A 14,522-nucleotide genomic window follows, 5' to 3' on the forward strand; every position below is an offset into this window, starting at 1 on the left:
CACTTACAGACGTTAAGAGGATTTGACCACACAATCTGGCAGGACGGCGTCCTGCTGGTGCATTGAAGATAAGGAGAACTCATGAAACTCGTGCACATGTTAAGTGGTTTGGCCGTGGCGGTAGCGCTGGCTGGATGCGCCAAAAAAGGCGCGGATATTCCAACCCCAACACCGAATCCTAACGCCCCGTCAGCGGTCAATCAGGCGGCCATTACGCAGCCTAACGTTTCGGGTACGGTATGGATCCGCCAGAAAGTGGCATTACCACCTGATGCGGTGTTAACCGTGACGGTGTCGGATGCTTCTATGGCCGATGCACCATCGAAAATTATTGCCCAGAAAGCGGTTCGTACTGATGGCAAACAGTCCCCGTTCAGCTTCGTGCTGCCGTTTAACCCGGCAGACGTACAGCCTAACGCGCGTATCTTGTTAAGCGCGGCGATTACCATCAAAGATAAAGTGGTGTTTATCACGGATGCCGTGAAACCCATTATTAACCAGGGTGGTACTAAAGCTGAGCTGACGCTGGTGCCTGTACAGCAAACGGCAGTACCGCTGCAGGAAAGTGGTGGCGCGACCTCCACGGTGCCTTCAACGTCACCGACGCAGGTTAGCCCGTCCACGGCAACACCTGCCCCTACCCAAATGTAATTTTGCTCGCTCTCCTCTCCCTCGCGGGGGAGGAGATGTCAGTAAATCCATCGATAGTGCGATAAATCAATCTGCCCGCTCCCGGACACCACTACCCCATCCTGCAGTAATGCCTGCCGCTGTCGCTGCAGATCCGGCCCCGTAAGCGAAATACAGCCGTGACGATTGACCACCCGGTGCCAGGGCAAGGTGCTGCCTTCCGGCAGTCGTTTAAGCACGCCGCCTACCTGTCTTGCCGCGCGCGGTGATCCTGCAAGCCTTGCGACGTCTCCGTAAGTGGTTACATAGCCTTGCGGAATTGAAGCCACAATTTGCCAGACCCGTTGGGGGAAAGAATCGTGTTTATCCATATACCCTTCCTGATGCGTGAGCTTTCAGAATATCAGGGAGTTAGCTAAGACGCAGTGGGAATCGTGCAAGAAACCAGCATCCGGTTGCAGGTTGCTTGCAATTGGGGGGAGGGACAGGGATAATGCGCCAGCGCGTTGGGTAACAACGCCCTCAATGGAGGCCCTGTTGGTTCTCCCGCAATGCTACTTTGTTTACCAGGTCAGGTCCGGAAGGAAGCAGCCAAGGCAAAGAACGCGTGTGCCGGGATGTAGCTGGCAGGGCCTCCACCCATTTAGCCTCCCATTTTTCTCTTCGTTATCCCTGATCCTTTTTGTTGGCAAAAAGACGGCGTTCTGCACGCCAGAGAGAAAGGGGTCACAAACACCCTGAATAATATAATTATTACTCTTGACGCAGATTGTCATTACTTTGAAATATTACCTTCATATAAATGTCATAATTAAGCGGCAAGATAATGTTGGGAAATTTTCAAACTGTCATATCAGTTAAATATATTTCTGGATCAAGGTATTAACTTCGTGTATTAATATTTCATCGTATTCACACGAGAAGGGATAATCATGGTCACTGCGGTTTTAAACGTTAAAATCGATGAAGCGCTGAAAGAGAAACTTCGTCATTATGCAGAAGTGAATAATGAAAACCTGAGCACCGCCACTGAGAAGCTGCTACTTCTGGCTCTCGACGCCGATGAAGCCGGTGGCGTTTCTGAAGAAGACATCGATAATCAGCATGTAGAAGAAGACAATGCTGCTCCGTTAAGTTCAAAAGAAATCAAAGCGTTACGCAAACTCCTGAAGAAGAAAAAATGAACCAACAACTGCTATCTATAGCCAGTAACTACGGCGAAGCGTGCGAGCTGTTACGCTCGGGATTTGTTAAGCAGGTGCGCCTGAACTGGAATATTGGAACGGATGAGTTCTTTCGCATCGCGAGTGACTGGTGTGATGCTGGTGCAAAAATTAAAAAAGAAGGGAATAGCTTTATCATCTCTCTGAAAGGGTTCCCTATTCCTCGCCAGCTGTAAAACTTTTGCCATGAAATTGTCATTTTAATTGCATAAAGATTTGTGATGATACGCGCAAAATATAATATGTAACCATCTCAAAACGTCACGGATGATCTTTCCGACGAGCCGGTCCTGGCTCGTCGCTATTTATTTTTTCTCACCGCCGATCGCCATTGCTCGTGCTCCATGACCAGCAAACGGCATCTGTCACACTCCTCGCCGGATAGGTTACACTCTGCCAACCCTGTTGCCACGATGAACACCATGAAACCAATTACGCTTTATGACGTTGCCCGTCATGCTGGTGTCTCTTACCAGACCGTCTCCCGCGTTATCAACCAGGGGGCGCATGTTTCGCCGCGCACCCGGGAAAAAGTCATGGCGGCAATGGCGGACCTGCATTACATCCCTAACCGGGGTGCACAACAGCTGGCTGGCAAAAAGACGCCCACGCTGGGGCTGTTGACCACCGACCTGGCGCTTCATGCGCCGTCGCAAATTGCTGCCGCGGTGAAGTCGAGAGCCGGGCAGGCGGGCGTGAGCGTGATCATTTCCATGCTGGAGCAACATGATAACGCCGCCTGCAGGGTGGCGTTGCAGGAGTTATTGTCCCAGCGCGTTGAAGGGCTGCTCATTAACGTGCCGCTTGAAGATGAGGAGGCCAGGATGCTTGCCGAACTGGCCTCGCCTGTTCCTGTCCTTTTCCTTGACGTCAGCGACACAGCTACCGTCAGTAGCCTCATCTTTGACGCTGCCCAGGGCGCCCGGCTGGGGGTCAGCCATCTGCTTGCGCAGGGGCATCGACGTATTGCCCTGCTGGGTGGCCCGCTGACGTCGGTTTCAGCACGTGCCCGTATGGAGGGATGGTGGTCGGCACTGGAAGCCGAAGGACTCACGCCGCATCAATGTGAATATGGTGACTGGAGCGCGGCCTCCGGTTACGAGAAAGGCCACCAGTTGTTGTCGGGTAGCTTACTGCCGCAGGCCATATTAGTCGCCAACGATCAAATGGCGCTTGGCGTTATCCGTGCATGTGAAGAGAAGGGGCTGAGGGTGCCGGGGCTGGTCTCAGTGGTCGGTTATGATGATACGGCTGACAGCGCCTGGTATTCACCGCCACTGACGACCATTCGTCAGGCATTTCGCGAGGCAGGAGAACAGAGTGTGGAGTGGCTGCTGAATCAGCAGGCCGGTAAAAGGACTACCGCCACACAGACGCGATTACCGGTCACGCTGGTGGTCCGCGCGTCAACGTCTCCCGCCAGGCAGATGGACATCACCGGAGAGGCCCTCGCAAAGCAGTTGCATGAACTGGCCCACCTGGCGGCACAACTCGATCGTCACCGTTAGTTTTGTGATCCTTTTCGCTTAATTATCCGGCATGCCTTTACGAGGCGACTGAAAAAGCGCATGGTATTTTTAAATTGTGAGCGCTTCGCAAAAGAGGAAAACATGACCATTACTGCACTGAGTACACTGTTGTCTCGCCGGGACTGGGAAAACCCGGTCATTACCCATTGGCATCGTCTTGCGGCCCATGCGCCGATGCAAAGCTGGCGGGACAGCCACGCCGCGCGGGATGATTGCCCATCACCCTCGCGCCGTGTGCTCAATGGCACGTGGCAGTTCCGCTTTTTCGACGCCCCGGAGCAGGTGCCTGCCAGCTGGATTGAAAAAGACTGTGACGACGCCATGTCCATGCCGGTGCCCTCGAACTGGCAGATGCAGGGCTTTGACACGCCGATTTACACCAACGTCACCTATCCGATTCCGGTCAATCCGCCGTGTGTCCCTCAGGCTAACCCCACCGGTTGTTACTCGCTCACATTTGAAGTGGAGGAGGAGTGGCTGGCCAGCGGGCAGACGCGAATCATCTTCGATGGCGTCAATTCGGCTTTTTATCTCTGGTGTAATGGTCAATGGGTGGGATACTCCCAGGACAGTCGCCTGCCAGCCGAATTTGATCTTAGTGCGGTACTGCAGCCCGGCGTAAACCGCCTGGCGGTGATGGTACTGCGCTGGTGTGATGGCACTTATCTCGAAGATCAGGACATGTGGCGCATGAGCGGCATTTTCCGTGATGTTTCTCTGCTGCATAAACCGCAGGCGAGGATCGCGGACTTCCACTATGTCACGCACCTGAACGCCGGGTATGATCAGGCTCTGCTCAAGGTTGATGCCCAACTGGCCGGTGACTTTACCGACTGTGAGCTTGCATTCACCCTGTGGAAGGGAGAGACAAAAGTAGCCGACGCGCGTCAGAGGCCTGGCAGCGATATCATCGATGAGCGCGGAGCCTGGGCTGAGCGGTTGAGCGTGGCGATGCCTGTCGGGCAACCGCTGTTGTGGAGTGCGGAAACGCCGCATTTGTACCGCTTAACGGTGGCCCTGTATAGCAGGGACGGGGTGTTGCTTGAAGTTGAGGCGTGTGATGTGGGTTTCCGTGAGGTAGAAATCAGTCATGGTCTGCTTAAGCTCAATGGCAAACCGCTGCTGATCCGGGGCACCAACCGTCATGAGCATCACCCCGAAAACGGCCAGGTGGCAGATGAAGCCACCATGCGCCGCGACATTGAACTGATGAAGCAGCACAATTTCAATGCCGTCCGCTGCTCGCATTATCCTAACCATCCCCTGTGGTATCGCCTGTGTGACCAGTACGGGCTGTATGTGGTGGACGAAGCCAATATCGAAACCCACGGTATGGTGCCTATGAGTCGCCTCTCTGACGATCCGCAATGGCTTCCGGCCATGAGTGAACGGGTCACCCGCATGGTACAGCGCGATCGTAACCATCCGTCGATCATTATCTGGTCGCTGGGCAATGAATCGGGCCACGGAGCCAGCCACGATGCGCTTTATCGCTGGGTGAAAAGTACCGATCCCACACGCCCGGTACAGTATGAAGGCGGCGGTGCGAACACAGCGGCAACCGATATTATTTGCCCGATGTATGCCCGCGTCGACCAGGATCAGCCCTTCCCGGCGGTGCCAAAATGGTCGATCAAGAAATGGGTCAGTATGCCTGATGAAACCCGCCCGCTTATTCTGTGCGAATATGCCCACGCGATGGGCAACAGCTTTGGTGGATTCGCCAGCTACTGGCAGGCGTTTCGTGCTTATCCACGTTTGCAGGGCGGTTTCGTCTGGGACTGGGTCGATCAGGCGTTGACCAAAACCGATGAAAACGGCATCTCCTTCTGGGCGTACGGCGGCGATTTTGGCGACACGCCAAATGATCGGCAGTTCTGTATGAACGGACTGGTCTTTCCGGACAGAACGCCCCATCCCGCGCTCTATGAAGCCCAGCGTGCGCAGCAATTTTTCCAGTTTGCGCTGATCAGCACCTCGCCACTGGTGATTGAGGTCACCAGCGAGTTTCTGTTCCGCGATACCGATAACGAAACGCTGCGCTGGTCTGTCGTGTGTGATGGCGACATCCTTGCACAGGGGGAGGTGGTGCTCAGGGTTCCGGCACAGGGCACCCGGCGTATTGAACTCCCGGCCCCGGTGCTTACTGCAGCCCCTGGCGAGGTCTGGCTGAATGTGGATGTTTTCCAGCGTGAGGCGACAGCCTGGTCACCGCAGCAGCATCGCTGCGCATGGGATCAGTGGCCTCTGCCCGCACCGCTGTTCGTTGCGCCTGAGACGGTGGCTACCGCACGCCCGGCGCTGATCGTGGACGATACCACCTTTTATGTTGAACAGGCGAACCAGCGCTGGGCCTTCTCGCGCCAGAGCGGGCATCTGACGCAGTGGTGGCGCGACGGGCAGCCAACGCTGCTGTCGCCGGTTATCGATAACTTCACCAGGGCTCCTCTGGATAACGACATTGGCGTAAGTGAAGCGACCCGTATCGATCCTAATGCCTGGGTAGAGCGCTGGAAAGCGGCAGGAATGTATCAACTGACGCCACAGCTTTTGCAGTGCGAAGCGCAGGAGAACGTCAGTGATGTCACCGTTATGACCCGCCACGGCTGGCAGCATGAAGGCAGGACGCTCTTTATCAGCCAGAAGTGGTGGCGCATTACCGGTGAGGGGACGCTGCAAGGGGAGGTGGATGTGCAGATTGCAGAGGACGTGCCACCGCCGGCCCGTATTGGCCTGCACTGCCAGCTTGCAGACCTGCCTTCAGAGGTGAGCTGGCTGGGGCTGGGGCCGCATGAAAACTACCCTGACCGTAAACTGGCGGCCCGTCAGGGGCAGTGGACGCAGACGCTGGCGCAGATGCACACCCCCTATATTTTCCCCAGCGAGAACGGGCTTCGTTGTGACACGCGTGCCCTGCGTTATGGTGCGCATCAGCTGAATGGTCGATTCCACTTCTCCTTAAGTCGCTACAGTCAGCAGCAGCTTAACGAGACAACTCATCATCACCTACTATGTGAAGAAGACGGATGCTGGCTGCAGCTCGACGCGTTCCATATGGGAGTGGGCGGTGATGATTCCTGGAGTCCCAGCGTAGCGCCGGAATTTATACTCAGCGAAAAGACGGTGCGTTATACCTTCCTCTGGTCTCAGAGCTAAACTTTACCTGTCAGGCGCGGCGGGAGTTCCTTCGCCGCGTCACTCACTTCGGAGACGCTTTCATGAAGTACATTGATGGGTTTGTAGTGGCAGTGCCGGCAGATCAGAAAGAGGTGTACCGGCAACTGGCGGCCAAAGCGGTGCCGCTGTTCAAAGAGTTTGGTGCCACGCGGGTGGTGGAGTGTTGGGCTGATGACGTGCCCGCAGGCAACATCACCGATTTTCGCATGGCGGTGAATGCCGAAGATCATGAAGAGGTGGTGTTCAGCTGGATTGAATACCCCTCCAGAGCAGTGCGGGATGCCGCTAACCAAAAGATGATGTCTGATCCCAGAATGCGTGAGCTGGGTGATGCGATGCCCTTTGATAGTAAACGCATTATCTACGGAGGCTTTGCCCCGATCCTGGATGAGTAGCCGCCCGTCACCCGGTGGATGGGCGCGCCACCTGCGATCTCTGTTACCTCCCGCGAGTTTGCTGGTATATCGGGTAACACTCAGAGGGGCGCGAGGTGCTTCTCCGCCCAGGCAATGAAGTCCTCTCTGGGCAGCGCTTTGCTGTAAAGCCAGCCTTGCCCGTACTGCACGCCATGCTGATAAAGCCAGTCCCGCTGATTTTCAGTTTCAATCCCTTCCGCCACCATCGCCAGTTTCAGCGCCTTAGCCATCTCGACAATATGCGTCGTCATATTTTTGTACTCCAGCGCGTCCACAAAGGATTTGTCAATTTTAATGATGTCGACGTCCAGATTTTGCAGATAGCTGAGGCTGGAGTAGCCGGTGCCAAAATCATCGATGTAGATGGCATGCCCGGCGGAACGCAGGGCTGAAAGCGTCGGCCTGGTAGCAGTGGGATCGGCAAATCCCCGTTCGGTCACTTCCAGCGCTATCTGCGAGGCCGATAGCTGCCAGTGCATCAGTAGCTGCTTGATCTGGTCAGGCACCGCCGGGGTCAGCAAATCACCAGGTTCAAGATTAATGGAAACATGCTGGGTGGGATGGGCTTTCAGCCAGCAGCCCATGTCTTCAAACACCTTTTCAATGATCAGTGTGGTCAGCTGTGGCATCAGGCCGGTTTGCTCTGCAAGCGGGATAAAGGTATCCGGCGAGAGAAAACTGCCATTGCCCTGCCGCCAGCGCACCAGCGCCTCGGCACCGACAATGTTGCCATTATCCAGGGAGACAATCGGCTGATAAAACATCTCAATTTCGCGGGCCCGGATGGCATCCAACAGGCGGGCGCCCGGCGACTGCAGGCGGCGCAGAATTCGGATCAAAAAGTACGCCAGGGCCAGGCTCAGCAGCAATCCTACCGGAAGCCAGAAAACCAGCAACCGCAGCCAGCTTGTTTCAAGCGGGGCCAGCGAGGCCCAGGTGATAATGGCTATCCCCATCTGCGGAACCGGCGTGATGTTCCACGCGGCGTTATGCGCCTTAAGTTGTACCGGATGCAGGGCATTGAGCTCACGTAATATTTCCGCTCCAGGAGCTGTACTGCTGCTGGCTATCACTCGCCTGGTGTTAATGCCAATAAGTGCAATATTAATCGGCCACGAACCTGAGGGGATGACATCAATAAACGACTGGGGATCGGTCATGATGATATGGCGTTGAGTCCCTACAGCGACCATATACTGGTTTAAACCCAGGTCATTATGGCTGGTCAGCCAGGCGCGATAGCCGTCGTCAGTGATCCTTTCCGGTGGGGGAAAAGCGGTGGCTTCGCTGCCACTTTCCAGCGATGAGCACTGAGACATACTCTGGTTGAGGTAAATCACTTCCTGCACATAGCGAAAGCTATAGGAGACCCGGCGCATCATCAACAGGTGTTCCGGGCTGCAGGGAACGCCGTGAAAACTGTCGAGATGACGGAGCGCCTCTTTTCCCTGATTAGCCACTTTTTCAGCGCGCATTTTCACCAGTCGGGAAAAGGTATCCAGCTCGTTCATAAACGCCTCTTCCGCCTGGCGATGTGACAGCCAAATGCTCAGCGCCACGGGCACGAGAACGGCGAAAAGTAGCACACCTGTAATCAGGCTCACCAATCGTCGGTTTGTCATGACCAAAAATCCCTGTTTGATACTGAGAAACATGCGTATTTGAAAACCACAAATGTTATAACACGCGACAATGATTGATTTCTTTCAGGAATGACGGGATGAAGAAAAAAGAATTCGTAACCCAGGATCTCCTTAGCAAAATTTATCAATTCAGCGATGCAGGTCCACGAAAACTCCCGCCGGAAAGACAGCTTGCTGAGGAGTATGGTGTGTCGCGCTTTACCGTACGCCAGGCTATCGAAAAACTGGCCAGCATCGGCGTGGTGCGGATCATACAGGGGTCCGGGGCGTGGATTAACGAGCAGGCGCGCAGCAACCCGCTGGTCTATAACTCGATCACCGAAAAACGCTTCGATCAAATCCGCTTTCGGATGATCAGTCTGCATAAAAAACGGCCCGACCGGGATGAACAGCAGATCTTTGGCCTGCGTGACGAAAGCTTCATCTGGCAGTTTTGTCGGCTTCGTTATGTCGATGAAGAAGCCGTACAGATTGAAGTGTCCCGCATGCCGGTGGGGGGGTTCAGCGATCTTAATCAGCAGGTTATTGAAAGTTCGCTGCAACAGTATGTGCTGGGAAAGGGCTATCATATCTCACATATGCTGACGACCTACCGGGCGGTCGCCGTCAGCCGTGAACAAGCGACGCTGCTGGGCTGCAAAAAGGGCAGCCCGGCTATGCATATCAGCAATCGCGGTATTCTGGAAGGGGGACAGGTCTATGAAATCAGCGACATTATCGACATCAATTACACCTGTACCTATGTCATCCCCCATAATCGGCAGAATCTCGCTTTTCGCAAAGGCGAGCAGTAAGTTAAGGCGTGTGCATCGTCCCGTCCGGTAAGCGGCTTTGTGTCCACTCATGCGGGCGGTAGAGCACCGGATAGCGTGATCCTTCCTGTTCATTGAACGTGACGCCAATGCCAGGCGCTTGCGTTGGATAGACAAAACCCTCTTTGACAACGGGCGCGCCGGGGAAAACCGCATCGGTCGCGGCGGAGCGCGGTATGTACTCCTGAATCGCTGCATTGTGCAGGTGAATGTTCAGGTGCGTATTCACTGCAACGCCAATCGGGGTCATGTCACCAGGGCCATGCCAGGCGAGGCGTACACCAAAGGCCTGGCACAGCACCGCCAGTTTGAGCGCCGGGGTGATGCCGCCAATTTGTGAAATATGGCAGCGTATAAAATCAATACGGCGATGCACTATCAGCTCATGCCACTCCGCCGGATTATTAAAGAGTTCCCCCATCGCCAGGGGAATGCAACTCTGCTGACGAACCTGTTCAAACCAGCCGCTCTGCTGCGGAGAAAGAATATCTTCGATAAAGTAGGGCTGATAGGGTTCAAGCCGCTTCGCCAGTTGCACCGCCTGTTGCGGGAAGAGTCGCTCATGCACATCGTGCAAAATTTCTAACCCAAACCCGTACTTTTCCCGCAGCGCTTTAAACATTGCCACGGTGTTATTCATATAGGTTTGCTGATCAAAATAGGCCCCCGGCGTCGGATTTTGCGGGGTGTGTAACGCGTCCGGCGTGCCGCCGTAAAAGCCCAACTGACAGCGAATGTGACGGTAGCCCTGTTCGCGCAAATGGTCGACGCTTGCAAATAATTCCTCCAGCGTTTCACCGCTGGCATGGCTGTAAGCGGCAATGGCGCTGCGCGATTGTCCGCCGAGTAATTGATAAAGCGGCATACCTGCCAGCTGGCCTTTGATATCCCAGAGCGCCATATCCACCCCGGAAATAGCATTGTTCATTACCGGCCCATTACGCCAGTAGGCGTTAACGTTCATCATCTGCCAGAGGTCTTCAATGTGGTTGGCATCGCGTCCGATAAGCAGTGGCCTGAGATACTCATCCACCATCGTTTTGACCGCCAGCGGACGCTGCTGAAAAGTGGCGCAACCGTGACCGGTGATGCCTTTATCCGTGGTCACGCGCACGGTCACCAGATTGTGCCTGTCCGGGCGAGTAATAAAACATTCGATATTTTGAATCAACGATGGCGTCACAGGGAGACTCCTTTACAACGAGGTGATAAGCCAGAATGGCTATTATCTTCCCCCTAAATTTTGTGCAAGGTAAACCCTTTTTTAAGATAAATATTTTGGTCAGTTATTTTGATTTAATTTAATTAAAAACCGTACCAATTTGAGGTTGAGTTATCTATTGTCTGCCTTACGGTAGCGAATTGTGACGTGACTCATGTTTTATTGGTTTGTTTTGTCATTTCTCTTTCTTTACTCTTTAAGGCAAGAAGTAAAACGACAATATTCCTGCAGGAGCTTTTATGGGAACGCAAGAGGCCATCAATAATATTATCCGCCTGGTGGGTGGGAAGGATAATATCAATAATGTCTGGCATTGCATGACGCGCTTACGCTTTGATCTTATTGATGATAACAAAGTGGATCAGGGGGCAATAAAAGCGCTACCGGGTGTGATGGGGGCGCAGTTACAGAGCGATCAATTCCAGATTGTTATTGGCCCGAAGGTCAACAGCTGGTATGAGCAAATGCTGGCAGCGCTCGGCAGCAAGCCGGAAACAACAACCAGTCCGGTGAAAGGGCATAAGAGCCTGGTATCAATGTTTATGGATACCGTTTCCGGGGTGTTTGGTCCTATCGTCCCCGCAATCGCTGGCGCCGGTATGATCAAAGGCCTGCTGGCCGGGCTGATTGCCCTGAAGCTGGTCTCTGCAAAAAGTGATACCGTGGTGATTATTGATTTGATCGCCAGCGGCGTTTTTTATTTTCTGCCCTTTTTCCTTGCCGTATCGGCGGCAAAAATCTTTAAAACTAATGAATATCTGGCAGCGGCGGTCGCCGCCTGTCTGATGTACCCCTCGTTAATTGATGCGGCGAAAGCGCTGGCGACCCATCAGGAAGGGGCCGTGAGTGCCCTGTGGCTGCTGAATGCCATCCCGGTCTCGGTGTTCAACTATGCCTCCAGCGTCATTCCGGTCATTTTCTCCATTCTGGCGCTGAGCTATATCCACCGCTGGGTCGACAGATTCATGCCTGATGTACTGAAAACCGTCTTTACCCCGACGCTGACGCTCTTTCTGGGGGCGCTGGCGGCGCTGGTGATCATCGGTCCGATCGGTATTTATCTTGGCAAGGCGCTGGCATGGTTTATCGAGGGGTTATTTGGCGTGTCAGCCAGCTTTGCCGGGCTGGTGGTGGGGGCAATTCGTCCGGTGGCAATCCTCACCGGGATGCACCACGCCATGACGCCGATTGCGCTGCAAAACTTCAGCGATCGCGGCTACGACATGCTCATGCCAATGATGTTTATGGCGAACATGGCGATTGCCGGATCCACCTTTGCCATCTGGCGACTGAGCAAAAACCGTCAGGACAAGACGGTGACGCTGTCCGCAGCAATTTCCGCGCTGTTGGGCATAACCGAACCGGCGCTGTTTGGTGTGCTCACGCGCTATAAAAAGGCCTTTATTGCCGCAACGGTGGCAAGCTCCCTGGCCTCAGCGTTCATTGCTTTCTTTGGTGTCCGACTTTATGGCTACATATTGTCGAGCATCTTCAGCCTGCCTGCCTATATTGGCCCCTACTTTGTCTATGCCCTTTCCGGGGTGGGAATGGCGCTGGTGCTCTCCTTTGTGCTGACGACCATGCTGGTCGGAAAAGAGGCCACCGAATAAGTTACCGTCGGTGCGCCAGTCGGCGCACCAGATGGTCTCCGGCCATTTGTACCCCTTGTACCATGACCAATAAAATCACCACGGTAGCGAGCATCACCTGGTCATTAAACCGTTGATAGCCATAACGAATCGCCAGATCGCCAAGACCGCCGCCGCCAATAACCCCTGCCATCGATGAAAAACCAATCAGCATCACCACGGTAAGGGTTATCCCTGCAAGCAGTGTCGGGAGGGCTTCCGGCAACAGCGCTTTGGTAATCACATGCCAGGGGCTGCCGCCCATCGACAATATGGCTTCAATGCGGCCGTAATCCACCTCGTCCAGCGCACTTTCCGTTAGCCGGGCGAAGAAGGGAAATGCGCCGATGGTAATAGGCACGATGGCCGCGGTGCTGCCAAGCGTCGTGCCAATCAGCAGCCTGGTAAAGGGAATCAGGGCGATCAGTAATACGATAAAGGGCAGCGAACGGCCAAAGTTAATCACCGTAGCCAGCAGGGTATTAAGCCGTGGCATCGGCACAAGGCCGTTTTTGCGTGAAATAAACAGTAAGACGCCCAGCGGAAGGCCAAGCAGCACGGTAAAGAGCGAGGCCAGCGCCACCATATAAAGGGTATCGAGCGTCCCGTCGACCAGCAACGGCCACAAATCTTCCAGGCTCATGCGACCACGCATAATGGCCTCCCGTTAAAGCCGTGGCGAGCCAGGAAATTCCGCTCGGCCTGCGGGTCATGAAGTAACGTCTGGCGCAGTTTTGACCTGGTGGCCACCAGCAGGTCGGCGATTTTGCCACTCTCAATGATTTCGCCGTTTTCCAGCAGTGCGGCATGGCAGCAGAGCGTTTTCACCACTTCCAGCTCATGGGTAATCAGCACAATGGTTAGCTTCAGTTTTTGGTTGATGTCGGCCAACAGTGACAGCACCGATGCGGTGGTTTCCGGGTCGAGCGCACTGGTCGCCTCATCGCACAGCAGCACATCCGGACGGGCCGCCAGTGCTCGTGCGATGCCGACGCGCTGCTTTTGCCCGCCGGAAAGCTGTGAGGGATAAGCTTTCGCTTTGTCGCTCAGTCCTACCAGCCAGAGCAGCTCTTCCACGCGCGCCTGACGCAGTGCTTTTGGCGTGCCGGCTATCTCCAGCGGCACGGCGACGTTATCTGCCACCGTACGCGCGTGAAGCAGGTTGAAGTGCTGAAAAATCATGCCGGTGCGTAACCGATGTTCGCGCAGTCCGGCTTTGTCGAGCTGCGTAATCTCACTGCCATTAATGATGATGCGGCCCGTGGTGGGCCGCTCCAGCAGATTCAGACAGCGGATCAGGGTGCTTTTCCCCGCGCCACTGCGCCCGAGGATGCCATAAATGGCTCCTTTTGGCACGCTCAGCGACACGTTATTCAGTGCCGGTCGGCCCGTTCCGGCGTAAATCTTACTCAGCCCTTCAACCTCAATCATGACTGTGGCGCAACCGGGATAACGGAGCCGTTGTAGGTTTTACGAATAAATTCGGCCACCTGCGGCGAGGTCAGATCTTTTGCCAGCGCTTTAATACGTGGGTCACTGGCAAGCGCCGGGGTGGTGACCAGGATATTGGCATACGGGTTATGGTCGGCACTCTCCAGACCCAGCGCATCTTTTGCCGGTGAGAGGCCCGCCTCCAGGGCATAGTTACCGTTGATAACCGCCAGCGCTACATCGTCCAGTGAGCGGGGGATCTGCGGTGATTCGACTTCCAGAATCTTCAGGTGTTTCGGGTTCTCAACGATATTTTTCGCAGTGGCCAGCGTACTTGCCGGATCGGTGAATTTCGCATCCAGTTTTATCAGGCCCTGGCTTTGCAACAGGAAGAGCGCGCGGCTCAGGTTGGTGACGTTGTTGGGCACCGCGACGGTTGCGCCATCCGGCACGGATTTAAAATCTTTGTACTGGCGCGAGTAAATACCCAGCGGTTCGATATGCACCGTGGCGGCGACGGCAAAGGTTTTACCCAACGCCTTTTCCTGACTCTTCAGATAGGGCACATGCTGGAAGTAGTTGGCATCCACGTCGCCGCTCGCCAGCAGCTCGTTGGCATTTGCTCCGCTGGTCAGTTCAACAATGTTGATATCCAGCGTCGGGTCAATTTTTTTAACGTAATTTAAGATCTCGGCGTGTGGCACCGGATCGGCGGCGATACGCAGTGCTTCTGCCTGAGCGCTACTCCAGGCGAGAGAAAGAGACAACGACACCCCTGCCAGTTTAAATGCGGCATATTTCATGATGCTCA

The 14,522-nt window shown here is 54.7% G+C and carries 14 protein-coding genes and 1 other RNA gene; 9 read left to right on the forward strand and 6 right to left on the reverse strand.

The window, feature by feature from the left end:
• Positions 1–81: 81 nt before the first annotated feature.
• Entirely contained in the window at positions 82–651 is a 570-nt protein-coding gene (locus tag KXR87_RS12110) for a YbaY family lipoprotein (protein ID WP_437432495.1), read from the forward strand.
• A gap of 38 nt (positions 652–689) precedes the next feature.
• Here the strand turns inward: KXR87_RS12110 and KXR87_RS12115 are convergent, their stop codons facing one another.
• Entirely contained in the window at positions 690–1,001 is a 312-nt protein-coding gene (locus KXR87_RS12115; RefSeq protein WP_437432496.1) for an MGMT family protein, read from the reverse strand.
• A gap of 164 nt (positions 1,002–1,165) precedes the next feature.
• Here KXR87_RS12115 and ffs point away from each other — a divergent pair.
• The 6 genes from ffs to KXR87_RS12145 all read left to right on the forward strand — a co-directional run bounded on the left by ffs (position 1,166) and on the right by KXR87_RS12145 (position 6,954).
• Positions 1,166–1,262, forward strand: an RNA gene (gene ffs / locus KXR87_RS12120) — signal recognition particle sRNA small type.
• Positions 1,263–1,562: 300 nt separating this feature from the next.
• Positions 1,563–1,814, forward strand: a complete 252-nt coding sequence (locus tag KXR87_RS12125; RefSeq protein WP_437432497.1) for a hypothetical protein — start codon at positions 1,563–1,565, stop codon at positions 1,812–1,814.
• On the forward strand, positions 1,811–2,029 hold the full coding sequence (locus tag KXR87_RS12130) for a hypothetical protein (protein ID WP_437432498.1): 219 nt from the start codon (positions 1,811–1,813) through the stop codon (positions 2,027–2,029). Before KXR87_RS12125 ends, KXR87_RS12130 begins: the two co-directional genes overlap by 4 nt.
• 246 nt (positions 2,030–2,275) lie before the next feature.
• On the forward strand, positions 2,276–3,361 hold the full coding sequence (locus KXR87_RS12135; protein WP_437432499.1) for a LacI family DNA-binding transcriptional regulator: 1,086 nt from the start codon (positions 2,276–2,278) through the stop codon (positions 3,359–3,361).
• 102 nt (positions 3,362–3,463) lie between these two features.
• Positions 3,464–6,538, forward strand: coding sequence for a beta-galactosidase (locus KXR87_RS12140; RefSeq protein ID WP_437432500.1), 3,075 nt, complete (start codon positions 3,464–3,466; stop codon positions 6,536–6,538).
• Positions 6,539–6,600: 62 nt separating this feature from the next.
• Complete coding sequence (locus KXR87_RS12145; protein ID WP_437432501.1) at positions 6,601–6,954, forward strand: DUF1428 domain-containing protein; 354 nt, start codon at positions 6,601–6,603, stop codon at positions 6,952–6,954.
• Between the two features lie 80 nt (positions 6,955–7,034).
• Here KXR87_RS12145 and KXR87_RS12150 read toward each other — a convergent pair whose 3' ends face one another.
• Complete coding sequence (locus KXR87_RS12150; protein WP_437432502.1) at positions 7,035–8,597, reverse strand: EAL domain-containing protein; 1,563 nt, start codon at positions 8,595–8,597, stop codon at positions 7,035–7,037.
• 98 nt (positions 8,598–8,695) lie between these two features.
• On the opposite strand from KXR87_RS12150, the gene KXR87_RS12155 reads away from it, so the two are divergent.
• On the forward strand, positions 8,696–9,412 hold the full coding sequence (locus KXR87_RS12155; RefSeq protein ID WP_437432503.1) for a GntR family transcriptional regulator: 717 nt from the start codon (positions 8,696–8,698) through the stop codon (positions 9,410–9,412).
• Position 9,413: 1 nt separating this feature from the next.
• Here KXR87_RS12155 and KXR87_RS12160 read toward each other — a convergent pair whose 3' ends face one another.
• A complete protein-coding gene (locus KXR87_RS12160; protein WP_437432504.1) occupies positions 9,414–10,613 on the reverse strand; it encodes an enolase C-terminal domain-like protein in 1,200 nt (399 codons plus the stop codon).
• A gap of 278 nt (positions 10,614–10,891) precedes the next feature.
• Between KXR87_RS12160 and KXR87_RS12165 the strand changes: the two genes are divergently transcribed.
• Entirely contained in the window at positions 10,892–12,262 is a 1,371-nt protein-coding gene (locus tag KXR87_RS12165; RefSeq protein WP_437432505.1) for a PTS transporter subunit EIIC, read from the forward strand.
• A 1-nt stretch (position 12,263) separates the two neighbouring features.
• On the opposite strand, the gene KXR87_RS12170 is transcribed toward KXR87_RS12165, so the two are convergent.
• Genes KXR87_RS12170 through KXR87_RS12180 form a run of 3 tightly spaced genes read right to left on the reverse strand, consistent with a single transcriptional unit; the run spans position 12,264 to position 14,514 of the window.
• Entirely contained in the window at positions 12,264–12,923 is a 660-nt protein-coding gene (locus KXR87_RS12170) for a methionine ABC transporter permease (RefSeq protein WP_437432557.1), read from the reverse strand.
• A complete protein-coding gene (locus tag KXR87_RS12175) occupies positions 12,920–13,711 on the reverse strand; it encodes a methionine ABC transporter ATP-binding protein (protein WP_437432506.1) in 792 nt (263 codons plus the stop codon). Before KXR87_RS12175 ends, KXR87_RS12170 begins: the two co-directional genes overlap by 4 nt.
• Positions 13,708–14,514, reverse strand: coding sequence for a MetQ/NlpA family ABC transporter substrate-binding protein (locus KXR87_RS12180; protein ID WP_437432507.1), 807 nt, complete (start codon positions 14,512–14,514; stop codon positions 13,708–13,710). Before KXR87_RS12180 ends, KXR87_RS12175 begins: the two co-directional genes overlap by 4 nt.
• Positions 14,515–14,522 lie beyond the last annotated feature (8 nt).

This window comes from Yokenella regensburgei, from assembly GCF_051486985.1.
Taxonomy (GTDB): domain Bacteria; phylum Pseudomonadota; class Gammaproteobacteria; order Enterobacterales; family Enterobacteriaceae; genus CBFFRJ01.

What these genes read in the sequence shown, in the direction of transcription:
- KXR87_RS12110 (WP_437432495.1), top strand. Translation starts at nt 82, where the DNA reads ATGAAACTCGTGCACATGTTAAGTGGTTTGGCCGTGGCGGTAGCGCTG.
- KXR87_RS12115 (WP_437432496.1), bottom strand. Translation starts at nt 1,001, where the DNA reads ATGGATAAACACGATTCTTTCCCCCAACGGGTCTGGCAAATTGTGGCT.
- KXR87_RS12125 (WP_437432497.1), top strand. Translation starts at nt 1,563, where the DNA reads ATGGTCACTGCGGTTTTAAACGTTAAAATCGATGAAGCGCTGAAAGAG.
- KXR87_RS12130 (WP_437432498.1), top strand. Translation starts at nt 1,811, where the DNA reads ATGAACCAACAACTGCTATCTATAGCCAGTAACTACGGCGAAGCGTGC.
- KXR87_RS12135 (WP_437432499.1), top strand. Translation starts at nt 2,276, where the DNA reads ATGAAACCAATTACGCTTTATGACGTTGCCCGTCATGCTGGTGTCTCT.
- KXR87_RS12140 (WP_437432500.1), top strand. Translation starts at nt 3,464, where the DNA reads ATGACCATTACTGCACTGAGTACACTGTTGTCTCGCCGGGACTGGGAA.
- KXR87_RS12145 (WP_437432501.1), top strand. Translation starts at nt 6,601, where the DNA reads ATGAAGTACATTGATGGGTTTGTAGTGGCAGTGCCGGCAGATCAGAAA.
- KXR87_RS12150 (WP_437432502.1), bottom strand. Translation starts at nt 8,597, where the DNA reads ATGACAAACCGACGATTGGTGAGCCTGATTACAGGTGTGCTACTTTTC.
- KXR87_RS12155 (WP_437432503.1), top strand. Translation starts at nt 8,696, where the DNA reads ATGAAGAAAAAAGAATTCGTAACCCAGGATCTCCTTAGCAAAATTTAT.
- KXR87_RS12165 (WP_437432505.1), top strand. Translation starts at nt 10,892, where the DNA reads ATGGGAACGCAAGAGGCCATCAATAATATTATCCGCCTGGTGGGTGGG.
- KXR87_RS12170 (WP_437432557.1), bottom strand. Translation starts at nt 12,923, where the DNA reads ATGAGCCTGGAAGATTTGTGGCCGTTGCTGGTCGACGGGACGCTCGAT.
- KXR87_RS12175 (WP_437432506.1), bottom strand. Translation starts at nt 13,711, where the DNA reads ATGATTGAGGTTGAAGGGCTGAGTAAGATTTACGCCGGAACGGGCCGA.
- KXR87_RS12180 (WP_437432507.1), bottom strand. Translation starts at nt 14,514, where the DNA reads ATGAAATATGCCGCATTTAAACTGGCAGGGGTGTCGTTGTCTCTTTCT.